22 protein-coding genes and 7 tRNA genes are annotated in these 18,475 nt (G+C 43.3%); 4 read left to right on the top strand and 25 right to left on the bottom strand.

Translation table 11 applies throughout. The features are described from left to right. Position 1: 1 nt before the first annotated feature. Together ACFVP7_RS02805 and ACFVP7_RS02800 are read left to right on the top strand one after the other, a co-directional pair. Positions 2-520 carry a hypothetical protein gene (locus ACFVP7_RS02805; RefSeq protein ID WP_268487031.1) on the top strand — a complete coding sequence of 173 codons (519 nt, stop codon included), beginning with the start codon at positions 2-4 and terminating at the stop codon, positions 518-520. Between the two features lie 198 nt (positions 521-718). Then, positions 719-1,282, top strand: a complete 564-nt coding sequence (locus ACFVP7_RS02800; protein WP_396582961.1) for a GNAT family N-acetyltransferase — start codon at positions 719-721, stop codon at positions 1,280-1,282. A 220-nt stretch (positions 1,283-1,502) separates the two neighbouring features. Here the strand turns inward: ACFVP7_RS02800 and ACFVP7_RS02795 are convergent. The 8 genes from ACFVP7_RS02795 to ACFVP7_RS02760 form a co-directional block, all read right to left on the bottom strand. Beyond that, positions 1,503-1,586, bottom strand: a tRNA-Leu gene (locus ACFVP7_RS02795). Positions 1,587-1,667: 81 nt separating this feature from the next. Next, positions 1,668-1,749 (bottom strand) — tRNA-Leu (locus ACFVP7_RS02790). 11 nt (positions 1,750-1,760) lie between these two features. Then, positions 1,761-1,836, bottom strand: a tRNA-Lys gene (locus ACFVP7_RS02785). A gap of 27 nt (positions 1,837-1,863) precedes the next feature. Continuing rightward, positions 1,864-1,938, bottom strand: a tRNA-Gln gene (locus ACFVP7_RS02780). 11 nt (positions 1,939-1,949) lie between these two features. Further along, a tRNA-Glu gene (locus ACFVP7_RS02775) sits at positions 1,950-2,021 on the bottom strand. A gap of 29 nt (positions 2,022-2,050) precedes the next feature. Further along, positions 2,051-2,141: transfer RNA gene (locus ACFVP7_RS02770), tRNA-Ser, on the bottom strand. A gap of 4 nt (positions 2,142-2,145) precedes the next feature. Continuing rightward, positions 2,146-2,220 (bottom strand) — tRNA-Asn (locus ACFVP7_RS02765). Between the two features lie 122 nt (positions 2,221-2,342). Next, positions 2,343-2,795 (bottom strand): SprT family protein, encoded by a 453-nt coding sequence (locus ACFVP7_RS02760; RefSeq protein WP_071581000.1) that lies wholly within the window; start codon positions 2,793-2,795, stop codon positions 2,343-2,345. A 103-nt stretch (positions 2,796-2,898) separates the two neighbouring features. On the opposite strand from ACFVP7_RS02760, the gene cmpA reads away from it, so the two are divergent. Further along, positions 2,899-3,012: a cortex morphogenetic protein CmpA gene (gene cmpA, locus ACFVP7_RS02755; protein WP_003225207.1), complete on the top strand. Its 114-nt coding sequence runs from the start codon at positions 2,899-2,901 to the stop codon at positions 3,010-3,012. 9 nt (positions 3,013-3,021) lie between these two features. On the opposite strand, the gene ACFVP7_RS02750 is transcribed toward cmpA, so the two are convergent. From ACFVP7_RS02750 to acpS, 14 genes are all read right to left on the bottom strand, one after another. Continuing rightward, entirely contained in the window at positions 3,022-5,181 is a 2,160-nt protein-coding gene (locus ACFVP7_RS02750) for a Tex family protein (protein ID WP_015252761.1), read from the bottom strand. 108 nt (positions 5,182-5,289) lie between these two features. Next, entirely contained in the window at positions 5,290-5,889 is a 600-nt protein-coding gene (gene rsbX, locus ACFVP7_RS02745) for a phosphoserine phosphatase RsbX (RefSeq protein WP_003246608.1), read from the bottom strand. After that, positions 5,889-6,677, bottom strand: a complete 789-nt coding sequence (gene sigB / locus ACFVP7_RS02740; protein WP_003246715.1) for an RNA polymerase sigma factor SigB — start codon at positions 6,675-6,677, stop codon at positions 5,889-5,891. The genes rsbX and sigB overlap by 1 nt, the downstream gene beginning before the upstream one ends. Beyond that, complete coding sequence (gene rsbW / locus ACFVP7_RS02735) at positions 6,643-7,125, bottom strand: anti-sigma B factor RsbW (protein WP_003234299.1); 483 nt, start codon at positions 7,123-7,125, stop codon at positions 6,643-6,645. The genes sigB and rsbW overlap by 35 nt, the downstream gene beginning before the upstream one ends. Next, positions 7,122-7,451 carry an anti-sigma factor antagonist RsbV gene (gene rsbV, locus ACFVP7_RS02730; RefSeq protein WP_003234298.1) on the bottom strand — a complete coding sequence of 110 codons (330 nt, stop codon included), beginning with the start codon at positions 7,449-7,451 and terminating at the stop codon, positions 7,122-7,124. The genes rsbW and rsbV overlap by 4 nt, the downstream gene beginning before the upstream one ends. Before the next feature lie 61 nt (positions 7,452-7,512). Beyond that, entirely contained in the window at positions 7,513-8,520 is a 1,008-nt protein-coding gene (rsbU, locus tag ACFVP7_RS02725; RefSeq protein WP_003234295.1) for a phosphoserine phosphatase RsbU, read from the bottom strand. An 11-nt stretch (positions 8,521-8,531) separates the two neighbouring features. After that, positions 8,532-8,933, bottom strand: coding sequence for a serine/threonine-protein kinase RsbT (gene rsbT, locus ACFVP7_RS02720; RefSeq protein WP_017697001.1), 402 nt, complete (start codon positions 8,931-8,933; stop codon positions 8,532-8,534). A gap of 3 nt (positions 8,934-8,936) precedes the next feature. Then, complete coding sequence (rsbS, locus tag ACFVP7_RS02715; protein WP_003225190.1) at positions 8,937-9,302, bottom strand: RsbT antagonist protein RsbS; 366 nt, start codon at positions 9,300-9,302, stop codon at positions 8,937-8,939. Between the two features lie 4 nt (positions 9,303-9,306). Beyond that, entirely contained in the window at positions 9,307-10,131 is an 825-nt protein-coding gene (rsbRA, locus tag ACFVP7_RS02710; RefSeq protein ID WP_009966610.1) for an RsbT co-antagonist protein RsbRA, read from the bottom strand. 115 nt (positions 10,132-10,246) lie between these two features. Beyond that, positions 10,247-10,597: a type II toxin-antitoxin system endoribonuclease NdoA gene (ndoA, locus tag ACFVP7_RS02705; RefSeq protein ID WP_003156187.1), complete on the bottom strand. Its 351-nt coding sequence runs from the start codon at positions 10,595-10,597 to the stop codon at positions 10,247-10,249. Between the two features lie 4 nt (positions 10,598-10,601). Beyond that, on the bottom strand, positions 10,602-10,883 hold the full coding sequence (endB, locus tag ACFVP7_RS02700; RefSeq protein ID WP_003225183.1) for a type II toxin-antitoxin system antitoxin EndoAI: 282 nt from the start codon (positions 10,881-10,883) through the stop codon (positions 10,602-10,604). Positions 10,884-10,998: 115 nt separating this feature from the next. Then, positions 10,999-12,168 (bottom strand): alanine racemase, encoded by a 1,170-nt coding sequence (gene alr, locus ACFVP7_RS02695; RefSeq protein WP_396582960.1) that lies wholly within the window; start codon positions 12,166-12,168, stop codon positions 10,999-11,001. A gap of 114 nt (positions 12,169-12,282) precedes the next feature. Beyond that, positions 12,283-13,299, bottom strand: coding sequence for an outer membrane lipoprotein carrier protein LolA (locus ACFVP7_RS02690; RefSeq protein WP_003234282.1), 1,017 nt, complete (start codon positions 13,297-13,299; stop codon positions 12,283-12,285). A 165-nt stretch (positions 13,300-13,464) separates the two neighbouring features. Next, positions 13,465-13,830, bottom strand: coding sequence for a holo-ACP synthase (gene acpS, locus ACFVP7_RS02685; protein WP_015252768.1), 366 nt, complete (start codon positions 13,828-13,830; stop codon positions 13,465-13,467). Positions 13,831-13,924: 94 nt separating this feature from the next. On the opposite strand from acpS, the gene ACFVP7_RS02680 reads away from it, so the two are divergent. Then, on the top strand, positions 13,925-14,524 hold the full coding sequence (locus ACFVP7_RS02680; RefSeq protein ID WP_003246687.1) for a rhomboid family intramembrane serine protease: 600 nt from the start codon (positions 13,925-13,927) through the stop codon (positions 14,522-14,524). A gap of 196 nt (positions 14,525-14,720) precedes the next feature. Here ACFVP7_RS02680 and ACFVP7_RS02675 read toward each other — a convergent pair whose 3' ends face one another. The 3 genes from ACFVP7_RS02675 to cshA all read right to left on the bottom strand — a co-directional run bounded on the left by ACFVP7_RS02675 (position 14,721) and on the right by cshA (position 18,328). After that, positions 14,721-16,202 carry a PH domain-containing protein gene (locus ACFVP7_RS02675; protein WP_038428384.1) on the bottom strand — a complete coding sequence of 494 codons (1,482 nt, stop codon included), beginning with the start codon at positions 16,200-16,202 and terminating at the stop codon, positions 14,721-14,723. Beyond that, positions 16,192-16,671, bottom strand: a complete 480-nt coding sequence (locus tag ACFVP7_RS02670) for a PH domain-containing protein (protein WP_003234318.1) — start codon at positions 16,669-16,671, stop codon at positions 16,192-16,194. Before ACFVP7_RS02670 ends, ACFVP7_RS02675 begins: the two co-directional genes overlap by 11 nt. A 172-nt stretch (positions 16,672-16,843) precedes the next feature. After that, entirely contained in the window at positions 16,844-18,328 is a 1,485-nt protein-coding gene (cshA, locus tag ACFVP7_RS02665) for a degradosome RNA helicase CshA (RefSeq protein ID WP_003246685.1), read from the bottom strand. Between the last annotated feature and the right edge of the window lie 147 nt (positions 18,329-18,475).

Below are 18,475 nucleotides of genomic sequence, written 5' to 3'. Positions count from 1 at the left end.
AATGTTTTATATTCAATCATTAATTCTTAGGCCAAATAAGAAGATAAACGATCTTTCAATCTTAAAAAATAATATTGACGATTACTTTGTTCCACTTAGCAATATAGAGGGACTAAAGAACATAAAACCACAGTTAGACTCTTACTATTTATCGGGGGCGATTATTTTAAAATATGGTGAACAAGATTTGCTTGATGTCACTATGTGGGACTTGGTTGACCAATTGTGGGCTTATTTTTTAAATCTAATTGAAGAAGCTATTGAAACAGGAAAAAGCGAAACTTATTTTCCAGATCAACCCCTTCTATTGAAAATGAAATCAATATCGAATGATATGTTGTTATTTGAAATTGACCAAAAACAAAAAGTATTACTACCGAAACTTGATTTTTTTGAATCACTCTTAAAGAATGCGAGACGTTTCTTTGAAACTATGAATTTTGTTTTAGAAGAAAACTGTGATTATGAGTACGAACTTAATAAGATCGATGAATTGCAAACCAAAATCAAATGTATGTGAGGCTAAATGTGCATTACTCTAGAGTGAAAAAGTTCTTTGATGAGAATAAAAAATATTCAATTCTTACTGGAGGTGTCATAGATAAACAAATAGATACCAAGAAGTTGTAACTCGTCCTCAAAAATTATTTCTTAGAGATAAGAGTTTTCATTACTTATTTTCAATTTTTAACATTGAACTTCCGAGAGGAGAAATCAAATGAATCCTTTATTGTTAGATGTGCCTTTACAATTGGAAACAGAAAGACTAATCCTTCGAGCACCACACCAAACAGGAGACGGGAAAATTGTAAACCAAGCAATTAGGGATTCCTTTAATGAATTAAAAGCGTGGTTGCCATTTGCTCAAAAACTTCCCACTGTTGAAGAAACAGAGATAAATTTAAGACTTGCCCATATAAATTTTCTAAAAAGAAAAAGTTTTCGTTTTCTTATTTTTAATAAAGATACCAAGGGCTTTATTGGAATAACTAGCCTTCAGGGGATTGACTGGGACATACCTAAATGTGAAATTGGATACTGGGGAAATACCACATTTAGCGGGAATGGGTATATGGTAGAAGCAGTAAAGAAATTAGCTGACTTTGGGTTAAACAATATCAAATTTAGAAGAATTGAAATAAGGTGTGAATCGACAAACCTTAAAAGTCGTGCTATTCCAGAAAAACTTGGTTTTGTATTCGAAGGCACTTTAAGAAATGATGATTTATCCGCAGATGGAAGCAAGCTGACCGACACTTGTTTTTATACCATAATAAAGTAACATTGTACCCTTAAAATAACGGAGGCGTTATTAAAACAAAAAAGGGCATAACATATTTTGTATGCTAATATACAATGCCCTTTTTATCTTATTAAACTATATACTTTTGCGGACAAATCAGACCACCTACTTAAAGTAAGTGGTCAGTTTTAGTCACAAAATACGTTCTGTTCAAAAGACACAAAAAATACCAAGGTACTCTAACCCTTGGTATCATTGATGCGGCCGAGAGGACTTGAACCTCCACGGGTTATTCACCCACTAGGCCCTCAACCTAGCGCGTCTGCCATTCCGCCACGACCGCGTGATCATGAAATTGTGTTTGTGCTGGTTTAGTAGGCTCTTAATCTAGTAAAACCGATTTGCGTGCACTTTGTAAATAAAGTGCGGGTGAAGGGACTCGAACCCCCACGTCGTAAGACACTAGATCCTAAGTCTAGCGCGTCTGCCAATTCCGCCACACCCGCAAAAAGACAAATGGTGAGCCATGAAGGACTCGAACCTTCGACCCTCTGATTAAAAGTCAGATGCTCTACCAACTGAGCTAATGGCTCTTACTATTAGATTTCAAAAAATAAAAATGGCTGGGCTAGCTGGATTCGAACCAACGCATGACGGAGTCAAAGTCCGTTGCCTTACCGCTTGGCTATAGCCCAACGAAATGGAATGACCCGTACGGGATTCGAACCCGTGTTACCGCCGTGAAAGGGCGGTGTCTTAACCGCTTGACCAACGGGCCGATGGTTGAGAACTTATATCGAAATCTTATGGCGGAGAAGGAGGGATTTGAACCCTCGCGCCGCTTACGCGACCTACACCCTTAGCAGGGGCGCCTCTTCAGCCACTTGAGTACTTCTCCAATATGGCTCCACAGGCAGGATTCGAACCTGCGACCGATCGGTTAACAGCCGATAGCTCTACCACTGAGCTACTGTGGAATAATGAGACAAGACTTATTTTATCAGCCTTGATTTACAGTGTCAAGAGGTAAATATTTTTATTTATCTCTCGTAACGACTTTTATAATGTAACATAGGCTTGCCATATTCGTCAACCTTTTTCACGAAAAAATTCTTTTTATTTTCCCGCGGCATTTTCCGCACCTGTATCTGTCAGGGTTCATGGCGCGCTTCTTTATATACTGTTGGCCGCAGGCCGTACAGATATACATATAAGTTTTTTTGTTTTCCGCTTTTTTCTTAAGGGGTGTACAGAACCTCGGCGCGTTGACTTGCTGCAAAAGCATTCTAAAATCTCTGTCTCTGTGCTTGTACCCTTTTCCTTCAAGGTGGAGGTGATAATGGCAGAGCTCGTGCTTGATAATGCCGATCAGCTCCTCCCTGCCGTGTTCAATCAGATATTTTCTGTTCAATTCAATGTTATGGGAGGTTAACAGGTACCTGCCGCCAGTGGTTTTAAGCCTGTCATTAAAAAGCGCCTGATGGCGGAACGGCTTTTTAAAATACGTTTCAGAAATATCCTCTGTCAGCTTTTGAAGCTCTATATTATCCATAGTGCACCTCACTTAAAAAACATTGAACGGGACAATTCACCGTTCGCATACAATATGGTAATCACCGTCCCTCTTATGATAAAAGCTGAGGAGGAATGAGCCTATGCCAAATTGGCTTAAAAAGCAGATGCAAAAAGCGTTCCTTGAAAAAGATAATTACCAAATTAAACTGCTGAATCAATGCTGGTATTTCTATAGGAAAAAACACTGCTCGTAAGCAGTGCTTTTATTTTACCATAGACAGCGATACTCTGCCTTTTTGTACATCTACGCCGTCAACCCAAACTGTCACAATATCGCCGACAGATACGACATCAAGAGGATGCTTGACGAATTGATTGCTCAATTTTGAGATATGCACAAGCCCGTCTTGTTTGACTCCAATATCAACAAACGCTCCGAAGTCCACTACATTGCGCACGGTGCCCTGCAGTTCCATTCCCTCTTTCAAATCTTCCAGCTGAAGGACGTCTGTTTTCAGCAAAGGCTTAGGCACCTCATCGCGCGGATCGCGTTCCGGCCTTGTCAGCTGTTCACAAATGTCTTTCAGAGTGATTTCGCCGATTCCCAGCTCTTTTGCCGTTTCAGAGAGCGCCAGCTGATTGATTTTGTCCTTCAATTCCGCCGTGCCGATATGTTCTGTTGAAAGTCCGAGTTTTTTCAAAAGTGCTTTTGTTTCTTTATAGCTTTCCGGGTGGATGCCTGTTCTATCCAAAGGCTCTGTCCCTTCCTGCACTCTTAAGAAACCGATACATTGCTCGTAGGTTTTCGCACCTAACCTTGGGATGTCCTTCAGTTCTTTTCGATTTGAAAACTTTCCGATTTCCTCACGTTTTTTGACAACGTTGCCTGCTACAGACTTCGATAATCCCGCTACATACTGAAGCAGCGCGGCGGAGGCTGTGTTGACGTTTACTCCCACCTGGTTTACGACCGTTTCGACGACAAACCGCAGAGATTCATTTAAGCGTTTTTGGCTGACGTCATGCTGATACTGTCCGACACCAACAGACTTCGGATCGATCTTAACGAGCTCCGCGAGCGGGTCTTGAAGTCTTCGCGCAATAGATACAGCACTGCGCTCTTCAACCTTAAGGTCAGGGAATTCTTCTCTGGCCAGCTCTGAAGCCGAATAGACGCTTGCTCCCGCTTCATTGACGATCACATAATAAATTTTGCGCGGCATGTCTTTGAGTACATTGACGATGAATTGTTCTGTTTCTCTGGATGCTGTGCCGTTTCCGATCGCCACCATCTCGACTTGATACTGCTCAAGAATCTTTTTCACTTTTTCATGGGCTTCTTTTGTTTTGTTGACTGGCGCATGCGGATAGATCACATCAATTTTCAAGACTTTTCCAGTCTCATCTGACACAGCGAGCTTACAGCCGGTTCGAAAGGCTGGGTCAACACCGAGAACGGTTTTGCCTTTCATCGGCGGCTGCAAAAGAAGTTTTCTCAAGTTCTCTGAGAAAATATGAATCGCCTGTTCATCAGCTTTTTCTGAGAGCTCTTTCCTGATTTCACGCTCGATTGCCGGCTGGATCAGCCTTTTATAGCTGTCTTCAATTGTCTCCTGCAAAATCTCTTTTACGGATGTTGAGCGATTTTTGATGATTTGTTTTTCTAAATACGCCTTAATGTGATCCGCAGGCGGTTCGATCGACACCTTTAAAATGTCTTCTTTTTCGCCGCGGTTCATTGCCAGCACCCTATGCGGAACGACTTTTGCAATTGGCTCTTCATACTCGTAATACATTTCATACACATTTTTCTCATCGGTGTCTGCCGACTTTCCGGCTGCAGACTTAATGGTTCCTCTTTTGAAGGTTTCCTGGCGAATCCACTTTCTGAAGGTCGGCTCGTCTGAGATTTGTTCTGCAATAATGTGCTTGGCACCTTCAATCGCTTCTTCTCGTGTGAACACTTCTTTTTCTTCGCTGATGTATTGGTCTGCAGTTGCTGCCAGACGATCATCTTGGGGAAGTGTCAGGATATAGTCGGCAAGCGGCTCAAGGCCTTTGCTTTTGGCAACTGTCGCCTTTGTTTTGCGTTTTTGTTTATAAGGGCGGTAAAGGTCTTCCACTTCCTGAAGCTTCACCGATTGCTCGATTTTACGTTTTAGATCATCTGTCAGTTTATCCTGCTCTGCAATCAGCCTGATGACTTCTTCTTTTCGCTGATTCAGGTTTTGTATGTATTGCCAGCGTTCAGAAATCGTCTGAATCTGAACCTCATCCATTGAACCCGTCTGCTCTTTTCGATACCGGGCAATAAACGGGACTGTATTGCCGTCCTCAAGCAGGCGGATGACACTTTCAACGTGTTTTTGTGATAAACCTATTTCTTTCGCAATTTGCTGTTTTAAAAGGGCTGACGTTTCCATGTAACCAAAGCCTCCAATTTTGTCGTTCTTTCTCTAGTGTATCAAAAACCGAAAAAAACACATAAAAAAAAGAAGCCGGTATTCCAGCTTCTTCTTGTTCTTATTCTCTTAGGACAGCTGTCCAAGAATATAGGTCAGGTCATCTTTTCTCGATGTCGTATACATTTTCAGCGAATTCGATATTTCTTCTACCGATTGGCCTTTTTTCAAATGGGAGCGGATATCAGGTACGTTGAGTCCATCTGTATGTATAATGAACTTTGAACCCTTTTCATAGGTGGCGGTGTGCGTTTTGTATTTTTGCGGCTTGCCTGATAAATAGCCCGAAATCGGCAGAGGATAAAAGCTTTCACCAGACGGGGAATGCAGAATAAACCGTACATTTCCGACAGAGCAGTACGTAAACTGCCTTTGCTCAAAATTGATTTTCAGGATAGATGCTGTAGCGCCTCTTTTGTTTTTCATCGCCTGATTACAGCGTTCGATAATGCTTTCTACGTCTTCACTCGCATAGTTTTCCACTAAGTCTTTGATGGCTGCAGAGGATTCGTTAGCAAGTGATCCACTTCCCAGTCCGTCAGCAACCGCGCAAATTAACTCCTTATCATCAGCTTTCATAAAAAAGCTGTCACCGCAAATCGATTTCCCTTCTTTATTCAGTTGATATACTAGAGTTTGAATATGCTCGTTTTCTTCAACCTGGATCATTACATTAACTCCATCGAGGGATCTTCAATCAAGGCCTCTCTGAGCTTCTTCACAGCTTTGCGTTGCAAGCGCGAGACGTGCATTTGAGATATACCGAGAATGTCCCCAGTTTCTTTTTGGCTTTTGTTTTGAATATACGTAAGGTCTATGATTTGTTTCTCACGGTCTGAAAGGACATGAAGCACGCTTTGCAGCATCAATTGCTGGTTGACCCGCTCATATCCGTCCTCCTGTGATCCGACGATATCAAGAATCGTGACAGTGCTTCCGTCCGAATCCGCTTCAATGCTGTGGTCAACGGATAAGGCTTGATAGCTTTTGCCCATTTCCATCGTTTCAAGAACCTCTTCTTCAGAAACATCGAGGAATTCGGCAATCTCTTCGACTTTCGGCGATCTTTGTGTTTCAGTGGTCAGCTGATCAACCGCCATTTTGATTCTTGGACCCAGTTCTTTAATTCGTCTCGGCACATGAACGCTCCATGTTTTATCTCTGAGGAAACGTTTAATTTCACCGATGATTGTCGGGATTGCAAAAGCTTCAAACGATTTGCCGACAACAGGATCGTATCGCTTAATCGCGCCTAGCAGCCCGATCATGCCGACCTGGCGGAGATCCTCATGGAAGCTTTTGCCTTTTGAGTATTTTTTCGCAAGCATGTCAACCAGATTTGTATACACCCGCACAAGCGTTTCCTGCGCTTGTTCATCTTGCTTTGTTTGGTAATCGCTTATGAGCCGATCGACTTCATCTTTAGTTAGTTTCGTAGTTTTTGATGGTTGTGTCATGATCAACTCGCTCCCCATTTAAATACTTTGTCATCGCTACGGTGACGCCGGAGTGGTTTTGCACTCTGACTTCATCCATGAGCGTTTCCATTAAATATAGACCGAGCCCTCCTTCTGATAATTGATCAACTGTGTGCGAAGGTGTGTACGGCCCTAGATCCTGCTGCTTTTGATCAAAGTCAAAGCTGTCTCCTTCATCCGCCACAATAACCTCTAAACGGTCTTCAAACACACCGAATCGTATTGACACTTCCCCATTTTTATCTTCTTTGTAAGCGTGCTGAACCGCATTTGTGCACGCCTCACTGACTGCGATTTTCAAGTCTTCAATTTCATCGTACGTATAGCCCATTCTGCTTGCGACCCCTGACAGCGTCAGTCTTATAATTCCCACATATTCAGGTTGGGCCGGCACTTTCATTTCGATGTAATCAGCATTATTCTTCATTGCACTCCACCTTCTGACTTTGCAGAAATATCAATGATGTCCTTCAAGCCTGTAATGTCAAACAGTCGGATCAGCCGTTCAGAAAGATTTTCAAGTTTCAGCGAACCACCTTGTTTTTTCACCATTTTAAAGGTCCCTACAAAAACGCCCAATCCGGTACTGTCCATGTAGCTGACATCTTTCAGACAAATTCTTAAGTCAGCTCCTTGTTCTGCCAGAGGAACGAGCTTCTCTCTAAGCACCGGGGCTGAGTATACATCAATTTCTCCTGCAATGTTTACTTGTATATCATTCTCGTTTTGCTTCACATCAACATTTATATTCATTCGTATCACCTCAAATTTTCCTTCAAATCACTAGTTGCTTTATACCCTGGTCTGACAGACGTTAAACCTTTCTCCGCAAAACAATTAACGTAAAATCATCGTGAAGCTGAAAATCCTGCAATTTGAGGAGGCTGTCATAAATGTTTTTGACCATTTCCTGCGCGGAGGAACACATATGTTCCTCAATGAGCTTCTGCAGATCAGGACGCTCCAAGAAACCGTTTTCCGTTCTGCATTCTGTGACGCCGTCAGAAAATAAAACAATCATATCGCCCTTTTCCAGATGCTGATCGAATTGTTTATAGTCATAGTCCTGCGAGATGCCGAGAACGAGTCCTTTGGCCTCTAAATCGTAAAACGTGTTGTCTTTTTGAGAATAATAGAATCCCGGTTCATGTCCCGCTGAAGCATATGTAAATTGATGCTTGTCCATATTGTAATTCGCATAAAACATCGTAATAAACATACTGGCATCAACGTTTTGTTCAACAACACGATTCAAATTTTTCAGCACTTGAGAAGGGTGTATGCCCGTTTCCGGCAAAGAGTCCATCGCGTATTTAATCATGGACATGCATAAAGCCGCTGGAATGCCTTTTCCGATCACGTCCGCGATTGCGATATTGATGGATTCCTTGTCTTTGACAAAGTGGTAGTAATCACCGCTCATCTGTTTAGCGGGAACACTGATGGCGCCGATATCCAGCGCTTCCTCCTGAGGAACTTTAGTTCCGAGAAGCGTCTGCTGGACATTTGCCGCGATTTCAATTTCTGATTTGATTTCCTGCTGTATCCCTCTAAGGGTTTGATGCTCCTGATAAGCCATTCCATAGCCAATCATGACTTCTATTAAAAAATCCAGCGAATGAAACACATCTTCCGGGAGACTTGGATACAGCTCCTTCAGCACTTTTCTGTGAATGCTGATGATTTCTTCCGGAGGAATTTGGTGCTCGATTGTTTTTCGGCTGAATTTTTGGGCTTGATATAAAGATGTTTCTGTTAATTCGGCTATATATCGACTAAGCAGCTGATGATACCGCTGCTCAATAACCTCCCTAAAATCCACGTTCTTACCTCCTACCGAAGCCATTTGATGGCTTGTATCTCTGTTCCTTCCCCCGATACGGAATTTAAGCTGAATTCATCCATCAGCCTTTTGACCCCGGGAAGTCCCGCACCAAGTCCTCCAGACGTTGAAAACCCGTCTTCCATGACTTTTCGGATATCAGGAATTCCCGGCCCTTGGTCTTCCGCTATGATTTTCAGGCCTTTTTTTCCTCTGTCTGCGACCTGTTCAATTCCAATCTGCCCTTTGCCGGCATATAAATAAATATTCCTGGCTAATTCTGAAATAGCCGTTGTAATTCTAGCCTGGTCTACCGTGCCGAAACCCAGTTCTTTCGCAACGTTTCGTCCCAGCTGTCTGGCGGCCACAATATCCCATTCTGTCATGATTCTTACACAGGATTGGTCGTTCATTCGCTATTCCCCCAATTCCCGCTTCAATGTCTCAAGCCCCTGCTCTAAGTCGAGCGCAGTTTCGATTTCCTCAAGTGCGATTCCAAGTTCAATCAGCGTCACTGCCACAGCGGGCTGAATGCCGGTCAAGACGACTTTAGCCCCCATTAACTTAGACATTGTAATGACGTCGCCCAGCACTTTCGCGATAAATGAATCAATCATATCCACAGATGTCAGGTCAATGACGACTCCGTTAGCACCTGTTTCGTATATTTTATTTAATAAGTCTTCTTGAAAAGTTAATGCTGTCTGGTCATCAAGTTCCCATTGAATGGATACTAATAAGCAATTATACAGTTTCAAGATCGGGATTTTCGGATGTCTCAAAATGTTATTCCCCCAATGAAACGATTTTTCGATCCGTCATTTCCAATGCTGTTTGAATTCCTTTTTGCAGGGTATTCTTAGTTATAACTTGGGATAAATCAATCCCCAGGTTGACGATTGTTTGAGCAATTTCCGGACGGATTCCGGCCAGCAGGCATTTTGCTCCGACAAGCCTTACAGCTTCTGATGCCTGAATAATATGATGGGCAACCATCGTATCGACGACAGGGACACCTGTAATGTCAATCAGCACGACTTGGGAACGGTGTTTGACGACGCCATTAAGAAGGTTTTCCATAATTCGTTTCGCGCGTTCGGTATCAATTGTTCCGACAAGAGGCATCACAGTGATATTTTCAAACACCGGGATAAGCGGCGCAGACAGCTCTTGCAGCGCGATTTTTTGCAGGGATACTGTTTTTTCCCATGAGATTGAGTATTGATTAAAAATTTCTGTGTTAATCGGGCTGAAAAAGCGGTCAATCTGCCAGATTAATTCCGTGCTCTCTTGATCTGGCAATCTCTTATCATTCATTTTCGTGTAGAGACGCTTCCAGAATTCAGCAAGCGCAGTAGCCAAAAACTTCATAGACAGTCCGATTTGGACCGCTCGAAGCGCCAGTTCGCTGATTTGGCTTTCAGCAGCGTTTTCGTCCTTAACAGACAGCAGCAGAATGTCGATATATTCTTTAGATATATTTTCATACACTTGGTCAGTCAGCTGATAGGATTCTTGCTCGCTTAATTCTTTTAGTGTGTCAGTCCACAGTTGGAGCAGTTCATTTTGATTTTCGGCAATGAACTGGTATACAGTCTGATTCGACATCAAATTCGCTTACCTCCCAATAAAAAACAACATATTTTTTTCGTTATTTCACTATTATATCGTTTATGTTTTTTGAAAACAAAAAAAGTTGCTCTATTTGAGCAACCTGCAAATATGTCTAAAAATCAATGAGTGCCAAACTGATTTGTAAGGCTTCATCAACCTTATCCATCATTTCATCATCCAGATGAGTAATCTTATCCGTTAACCTTTGCTTGTCAATCGTCCGAATTTGCTCCAGCAAAATAACGGAATCTCTTTCAAAACCGTAGCGTTTTGCATCGATTTCGACGTGGGTTGGTAATTTCGCTTTCTGTATTTGTGCTGTTATGGCTGCAACAATAGCAGTTGGGCTGAAGCGATTTCCGATGTCATTTTGGATCACTAAAACCGGGCGCACCCCGCCTTGCTCTGAGCCAACAACAGGAGATAAATCAGCAAAATAAACATCGCCGCGTTTCACAATCAAATGATTATCCTCCGCTGACTAAGCGCTCAACTGTCGTTTCAGCCTCGCACTCCGCAAAGTGAGCCTCAGAAGAAATATTCAGGTTGATTTTCGCCATTTCCATATAGCCGCGTCTCATCAAATCACGGTTGTGACGAGTTGTTCGTTCGCTGACATACGCTCTCACTGCTTGTGATATCAGTTCGTTTCTGCTTCGTTTCTCCCGCATCGCTACACCATCCAATTCAGCTACTAGGTTTTCGGGCAAGCTGATTTTCATTTCGGTTCTTGCGCTGGATTCAGACAAAAAACATACACCTCCACCAAACTTACGGATACGACTCTTTTATCCATCCAGTGATAATGATACCATTATTCACTCTTCAAGCAAAGCTGTTTTATGAATTCTCCATTTAGGTAAGTTAATTGCTTGTATTTACCTGCAATAAAGGATTTCTTACTTCCATTATACTCCCATTTTCCAAAAACATACGGGGAACACGGGAACTTATTGTACAGGCCACCTCATAGTTAATGGTTTCGAGCCTTCCTGCAATCTCATCCATGGAAATATATTCATCCCCCTGCCGGCCAATTAATGTGACTTTTGTGCCCGGCGGATATTCTTGATCCAGCTCCACCATAAATTGGTCCATGCAAATTCGGCCGGCAATTTTCAGGCGTTTTCCCTTCACGAGGATGTCGGTCCCTTTCAATTTTCGGAGCCAGCCGTCCGCATAGCCTACAGGCACCGTCCCGATCCATGTGTCTTTTTCTGCTGTGTAATCGGCTCCGTAGCTGACGCTCTCGCCTTTTCTGATCAGTTTGACATGTGACAACGTGGAATGCAGGGTAAATGCCGGACGCAGCTGAAACGGTATCTCGTCCGAAATGTCAGCAGACGGGCGAAGGCCATACATGCCGATGCCGAATCTGACTGCATTAAAAAAGCCTTTTTTCAGCCGGAGTCCGGCGGCGCTGTTCGCGCAGTGGACCATCAGATTCTTTAACGGCAGCGGAGCAATCAGCTCTTTAAAGCGCTCAAACTGCATTAAGAAATAGCCTCTTTCTTTTTCATCCGCTGTCGCAAAATGGGTAAATACCCCTTTGCACTTTAAACGAGGGTTGCGGTCAAGAATTGCCATCACGTTCTGAACTTCTTCCTCTGTTTTTACACCAAGCCTGTTCATCCCCGTATCGACCTTCAGATGAAAATGAAGGGAACCTTTTTTCGTGTGGCGGGCTGCCTCCTGAAGCCATTCAACAGAATAACCTGTTAAGGTCACGTTATACTCAGCAGCGATTGCAACATACTCCGGGGGAACCGCGCCAAGCACCAATATAGGCGCCTTCAATCCCTTTTTGCGCAGTGAAATCGCTTCATCCAAAATGGCCACCGCCAAGCATGAAGCACCTGCGTCAAGAGCAGCCTTTGCTGTTTCTGCATCACCATGCCCGTAGGCGTTTGCTTTCACAACTGCCATCAGGTGGACATGTTCACCGATATGTTTTTTCATATTGCTGACATTTTCTTTTATCGCGGACAAGTCAATTTCCGCCCACGTATCTCGGTAAAAAGGTTTTGTGCTCATTACGACACTTCCTAGCTTTTATTCAATATCATTTACATATCATACTAAAATTAAAGGCTAAAGGGAAACGATGTCTAACGAAAAAAAGGCCAAATCATGTTTGGCCTTTGGCGGTTATTTCGATGATTGTCCCTGCATGCTTTTCGCTACTGTCACCATTTCCTCTTTAGAAAGATCTTTAGAAGAGAGAAGGTAATCTACGCCGTCATATGTCCATGATAATGATGCATCCGACAGGGCGCCGATGGTGTAGCCGAGATTTACCGGTTCGCCGTTCAGCGTAACGGAGGAGGAAGCCTTGGCAATCTGGGCTTTTTCCTGAATTAACGTAAATGATTTTTCTCCTCCGTACGTCATAATGATGCGCTTCCCGTCTTCAGTAGATATATCTTTTTCTTCAAGCAGCTTGACACCAAGCGGCAGTTCCAGCGGCGTTTTGACCGCAAATGTATCGGAAGGCTTCGCGCTTGTGGCGACATCCATTTGAGAAAGGGTCATATTTTTCTTTTCATCAAATGATTCTTTATCAAATTGTTTATTAAATTCAAAGCTGCTGAATTCTACTTTGACCATCACTTTGCGGTCAGTATCCATCACTTTGACAGATGACGGGCTCATATCTTTTTTGTTAAATGTAATTTCTTGCGTGGGCAGCATTTTGTTATGCTGATAGTTTGTTTTTGTTTCGAATACGTATTTCTTTTCTTTCGCTGTGAAAACTGCATCCGAATCGTTTTGAACATCCTTTACGAGCGATTCAAACAGATAAACCTGGCTGCTGTTGTTCGGCCAATCGCTTTGAAATCTGAAGCTCTTATTTAAAGACGGCGTGAGAACGAATACTCCGTTTTCATTTCGTAAAATGACTTGGTTTTGGTCCTTTTTCGGATTTTCTAAATAAACCCTGTACAGAGACGGCTTTTTGTGCCAGATTTCCACATTGTATACTTGAGGCTCACTCCCTGTCTCGATGGTCATTTTCGCTTTTGCTTTGTACGAGGTGTATTCTTTCGCCTTTTCATCTAACCCGGCCACAATATCTTGCTGTGTTTTTTGCCCGCAGGCAGAAAGAATAAGAACAGCAAGCAGTCCCGTTAAAAGCAAAACAAAGCTTTTTCTCACCTTTTTCAACCCCTTTTTCTCAATTGATGTAAAAGGAAGAAATCGCTTGTTTGACTTTAACGGTACGCTCGGTACACGTTTAGGCAGAACAGATGCGTACCATAAAAGCCTCAAACAACTTGTCTCCCTTAATGCACTATCAAATATATGAGTGGGGTTTCCCTAATATGCAGACTAGCTTGACAACCTTTCAATCACAACCTGCGCGGCAGCGTATTCTTTTGTATGAGTGATCGATACGTGAACGGCAGCCTGGCTCAGTTTCGTGCAAATGATATAGGGCTTGCCATTTTGGTCTTTCCTAATTTCAATGTCCTGAAAGCTGAGCTGCCTCCCAATGCCGGTGCCAAATGCTTTCGAGAAAGCTTCTTTTGCCGCGAATCTGCCCGCGAGAAATTCGATTTTTCTTTTCTCTGAAAGCTCATAGTATTGGTCAAGCTCGCTTCGCGTCAAAATCCGCTCGGCAAACCTTTTCTGGCGTCCGGCCATAGAGGCGATCCGTTTAAGCTCGGTAATGTCCAGCCCAATGCCGTAAATCATGTATGATAACCTCCTTTGCGTACGTACTATTTAAATGGTTTGTCTCATAAACGTGTTACTATAGATATACCAAAATGAAGAAAAGGGGCTCGGAATGTTTATACGGACTGAAAATTTTCAAACATTTATCAGGCTTTACCCCGTTGTCACCTTTATATTGGCTTTGCAAGCTGTTCTCTGGCTGTTTTTTTCACTTCCTGCCCATTCAGTTGTGTTATGGAGGGATACCGTCACAGGCTATAATCTAGGTGTCGCAAACGGTGAATGGTGGCGGCTGATCACACCGATTTTGCTGCACGCCGGTTTCACACATCTGCTGTTTAATTCCATGTCCATCTTTTTATTTGCCCCGGCTTTGGAACGCATGCTGGGAAAAGCGCGTTTTCTTCTTGTATACGCCGGCTCCGGCATCATCGGCAATATCGGCACTTATGTTACAGAGCCGCTTGATTACGTGCATGTCGGTGCTTCAGGCGCCATTTTCGGGCTATTCGGCGTGTACCTGTTTATGGTTCTTTTTCGCAATGAGCTAATAGGGCAGGAGCATTCCAAAATGATCATCACACTGCTCGCATTTGCCGTTCTCATGTCATTTATCAACTCCAATATTAACATGATGGCCCATCTGTTTGGACTATGCGGCGGGTTTCTTCTTTCATTTTTATGCGTGCAAAAAAAAGAGCGGCGGTATTAACCGCCGCTTCAGATTGTTGACAAAATCCTAAAATGGTTTTCATTTTAAGATTTTGTCATCTTTTCAGCGTGATTGAAAACCCTTGAAGTCTAGGAAGGACGAGCATAGGAGCGGAGCGAATGTTCTCATTCGTGAGCACCGAAGCGCAGTCCTGACAACGAATGCGAGGGTTTGCCGACACGCTGGAGCGGCGGTATTAACCGTCCGCTTTTTCATATGAGTACCACTTTAAAATGAAGGCTGCATCCTCTTCACCTACATCCCTCACCGTTAATTCTTCCATATGGCTCGATGATTTCACCGAAGTAGAAATGGTATACAAGCGGCCTTTCTTTTGGAAATAGGATTGGCTGAACTTGCAGACCTGCATTCGTTTTTTCAGTACAATGGCGGTTGTTCTGCCTATAAATCTAGACGTCAGCTGAAGACGGTCCCCGTTGATCGTCCATGCAGCCTCTTTATACGCGAGATAGCCGAAGAACAATTCTATCGGCAGCAGGATCACTGACAGATAGCCCCATGGCTGAAAGAAGATACATAACGGGATGATCAAAAAGAGTGAAAAAATGACAGAACGGAACAAATAGCGTTTCAACGCGCGCCGTGGCAGGCGGCGGCAGTTTTCTTCCAGCGTGTATTCCGGCGTAAATGTTCGGAGCATGTGCGGAAGCTTTTTTTTATGAATCATTGGAAAGAGAATGGTCAAAGCGCCTTCTTCTTTTTCCCGGTCGCCGCCTCCTGCGCTGACGATGGACACCGTTACAAATCCGAAAAGCTGGCGAATGATATTTTCTTTGATTTTAATGGCTTGTATTTTTCGCAACGGAATCGTGACTTGATGTTTTTCAATAATTCCCCTTGAAATCACCAGTTCCTGCTCTTTTTTTATGATTTGAAAGTTCGCGTATCTAAACATCATGCCCGCGATGCTGAAAATCCAGGCGATAAATAAACCGATAAAAATCAGTACCGCGTAAATACCGATGCTGGCGTGCTGAAGGAAGGAAAACTTATCGAATAACCAATCCATCGGCAGCACTTCATCAAGCTGGGAAATAAGTGCAAATACAGCGGAGATAATGACTCCAATTCCGCCGGAGGTAGAAGCGGCCATGAGCAATTCTTTCGCGTTCATGCGATAGTGCTCTTGCACCTCAACGGCCGGAACCAACTCCTCTTCAGCTTCAAGCCGTTCTTCATCAAGTTCATTTTCTCGTCTTTGCGCTTTTTTCTTAAAGACAGCTTCTTTGATGCGTTCGGCTTCTTCAACAGAAATAGCAGAAAGAACGGCTTCTGCCTCCTTGCCTCCGCCTGCTGTTTCAATTTGCAGCTTTACAAGCTTAAAGATTTGCTGGACAAGGCCCGCGCTCGTATTCATCGTTTGAATCCGATCAATCGATATGTATCGCTTTTTCGTAACAAATAAGCCTTCTTCGATTCTAAATTCATCATCTTCAATTCGATAGGTAAACCTTCTCCATTTGATGATGCTTGCCGCTACAAGCCAGATGAACAGCACACCGAGCGCAATAGCCCCGTAAAAACGGACAGTATGGTTTGAATTGACAATATACACAAAAAAGAATGGCAGAATGATATTTTTTATCGTTTGAATAATGGTATGGCATAAATTCAAAATGACTGCTGCCGGGTGCAGGCGTTTCGGTTCAGACATCATCGTCAGTCACCCTCGCCAGACGGGAAATGGAGTCTCTCAGCCGATCCGCTTCCTCCATCTCTAAAGCGGGGATCGAATGAACGGTCGCGGCCGTGGAAATTTTCACCGTTGCCAGGTTGTATTTTTTTAATAATGGCCCTTGTGACGTATCGACGTGCTGAACTCTGACCATCGGAACAATCACACGTGTCACCACAAAAATACCTGACTGAATATCTATTTCATGTTCATGGACTTCATATCGCCACACCTTATGACGGACCTTCGGAATGATAAAGACCGTCACAATCGATCCCAGCAGCCAAACCGCGCCGAGCACGCCGCTGATCCAGTACGGCCAATGAAAATAATAGCTTAACACTGCAACTGCAATGACAATAAGTAAGCAAACAGCGGATATGATGATCTCTTGAAGTCGCCAAACCTTTAATCCGTCTGGACTGATTTGGTTTTTTGGCTGCTCTCTCAAAAATACCTACCTCCCTTTTTTTCGTCGTTATTTATACGTCTCTTTTACAGAAAGGTTTCATTCTTAAGCATACAGAGAAAAATGGCTTCCGTCAGCTGAAAGTTTGCTGAATAACAAATCGCGAACATAAAAAAGCCCAAAACATCATGTTTTGGGCTCTGAATCGATCAAATTAGTAAGATTTTTTCTGGCGTCTGTCACCTGAAGAACGGCGATCGTTTGAACGCTTTTTGTCATAGGAAGAACGGTTGTTGCTTTTCCCTTTTCCACCGCGGTAGCCGCCGCCTTGACCGTCTCTGCGTTTAGAAGAGCGCTGGTTCTTGTAGCGTTTGCTGACCATCGGCGCTTCGTCTGTTAAGCGAACCGGTGTGTCGTCTGGCTCTTTTGTAGCCATTTTGATAGCCGCCGCAACCACTGTTACTGCATCATGATCTTCAAGCAGCTCAGCTGCCGCTGTCATGTAGAAGTTCAGGTTGTTTTCACTGATTGTTGTGCGAAGACGTTCAACAGTAACCTGTTGCTGGCCTTCTAACGCTTCATCAAGTGTAGGCTCCTTCATGCGGTCCATTTTGCGTTTTGTTGTTTGTTCAATTGCGCGAAGCATGCTTTTCTCACGCGGTGTAATGAACGTCATTGCCATACCTGTTTTTCCTGCACGGCCCGTTCTTCCGATACGGTGAACGTAGCTTTCAGGATCTTGAGGCACGTCGAAGTTGTATACGTGTGTAACACCTGAGATATCAAGTCCGCGAGCGGCAACATCAGTTGCGACAAGAACTTCGATTGCGCCTTCTTTAAATTTACGAAGCGCAACCATACGTTTCGCCTGCGTTAAGTCACCGTGAATTCCTTCAGCTGCATATCCGCGAAGGTTCAGGGCTTCAGCCAGTTCATCGACACGGCGTTTTGTACGTCCGAATACGATCGCAAGCTCAGGAGACTGAATGTCAAGAAGACGAGTCAGTGTATCGAATTTTTTGCGTTCTTGCACTTCCAAATAGAACTGCTGAATGTTAGAAACCGTCATTTCTTTCGCTTTTACTTTTACGTGTTCCGGCTCAGTCATAAAGCGCTCTGCAATGCGTTTGATCGGCGCAGGCATTGTGGCAGAGAACAGAAGTGTCTGATGCTCGCTTGGCACGTTTGAAAGGATAGATTCAATATCATCAATGAATCCCATGTTCAGCATTTCATCCGCTTCATCCATTACAACGGTATTTACATTGTTTAAACGAATGGTGCGGCGATTGATGTGGTCAAGAAGACGTCCAGGTGTTCCGACAATAATATTCGGATTCTTCTTTAACGCCCGGATTTGCCGTCCAATATCCTGTCCGCCGTAAATAGGAAGAACCTTCGCACGTTTATCTTGTCCGATTTTATACAATTCTTCAGATACTTGAATGGCTAATTCACGGGTTGGCGCGATTACGATTGCTTGAATATTAGGAGACTCGGGGTTAATTTTTTCAACAAGGGGTATACCAAACGCAGCTGTTTTACCTGTACCTGTTTGCGCTTGTCCAATGACGTCTTTATTTGAAAGTCCGAGCGGTATCGTTTGTGCCTGAATCGGTGTTGCTTCTTCAAATCCCATACGATTAATTGCTTTCATGAGATCAGAACTTAAATTAAAATCTTGAAACGTTATAGTCAAATTATTCAAACTCCTTCTAATTGCTGTTTCAGTAATGTCGTGATTTACCACTTATAAAACTGCCCTTTAGACAAGAAGGACAGGATCCATCCGTATACAAAGCCCGAATTACTTTAAGTTTTATCTTACCATTACACTATTTGTTTT

Origin of the sequence: Bacillus sp. SG20033 (genome assembly GCF_044570195.1) — a bacterium.
Taxonomy (GTDB): domain Bacteria; phylum Bacillota; class Bacilli; order Bacillales; family Bacillaceae; genus Bacillus; species Bacillus subtilis.
Note: the sequence above shows the minus strand (reverse complement) of the source record. Positions and strands in the feature narration are given on the sequence as shown.

What these genes read in the sequence shown, in the direction of transcription:
- ACFVP7_RS02750 (WP_015252761.1), bottom strand. Translation starts at nt 5,181, where the DNA reads ATGGAAACGTCAGCCCTTTTAAAACAGCAAATTGCGAAAGAAATAGGT.
- ACFVP7_RS02675 (WP_038428384.1), bottom strand. Translation starts at nt 16,202, where the DNA reads ATGATGTCTGAACCGAAACGCCTGCACCCGGCAGCAGTCATTTTGAAT.
- sigB (WP_003246715.1), bottom strand. Translation starts at nt 6,677, where the DNA reads ATGACACAACCATCAAAAACTACGAAACTAACTAAAGATGAAGTCGAT.
- rsbW (WP_003234299.1), bottom strand. Translation starts at nt 7,125, where the DNA reads ATGAAGAATAATGCTGATTACATCGAAATGAAAGTGCCGGCCCAACCT.
- acpS (WP_015252768.1), bottom strand. Translation starts at nt 13,830, where the DNA reads ATGATTTACGGCATTGGGCTGGACATTACCGAGCTTAAACGGATCGCC.
- ACFVP7_RS02680 (WP_003246687.1), top strand. Translation starts at nt 13,925, where the DNA reads ATGTTTATACGGACTGAAAATTTTCAAACATTTATCAGGCTTTACCCC.
- ACFVP7_RS02760 (WP_071581000.1), bottom strand. Translation starts at nt 2,795, where the DNA reads ATGGATAATATAGAGCTTCAAAAGCTGACAGAGGATATTTCTGAAACG.
- alr (WP_396582960.1), bottom strand. Translation starts at nt 12,168, where the DNA reads ATGAGCACAAAACCTTTTTACCGAGATACGTGGGCGGAAATTGACTTG.
- ACFVP7_RS02805 (WP_268487031.1), top strand. Translation starts at nt 2, where the DNA reads ATGTTTTATATTCAATCATTAATTCTTAGGCCAAATAAGAAGATAAAC.
- rsbV (WP_003234298.1), bottom strand. Translation starts at nt 7,451, where the DNA reads ATGAATATAAATGTTGATGTGAAGCAAAACGAGAATGATATACAAGTA.
- ACFVP7_RS02800 (WP_396582961.1), top strand. Translation starts at nt 719, where the DNA reads ATGAATCCTTTATTGTTAGATGTGCCTTTACAATTGGAAACAGAAAGA.
- rsbX (WP_003246608.1), bottom strand. Translation starts at nt 5,889, where the DNA reads ATGATCCAGGTTGAAGAAAACGAGCATATTCAAACTCTAGTATATCAA.
- cmpA (WP_003225207.1), top strand. Translation starts at nt 2,899, where the DNA reads ATGCCAAATTGGCTTAAAAAGCAGATGCAAAAAGCGTTCCTTGAAAAA.
- rsbT (WP_017697001.1), bottom strand. Translation starts at nt 8,933, where the DNA reads ATGAACGACCAATCCTGTGTAAGAATCATGACAGAATGGGATATTGTG.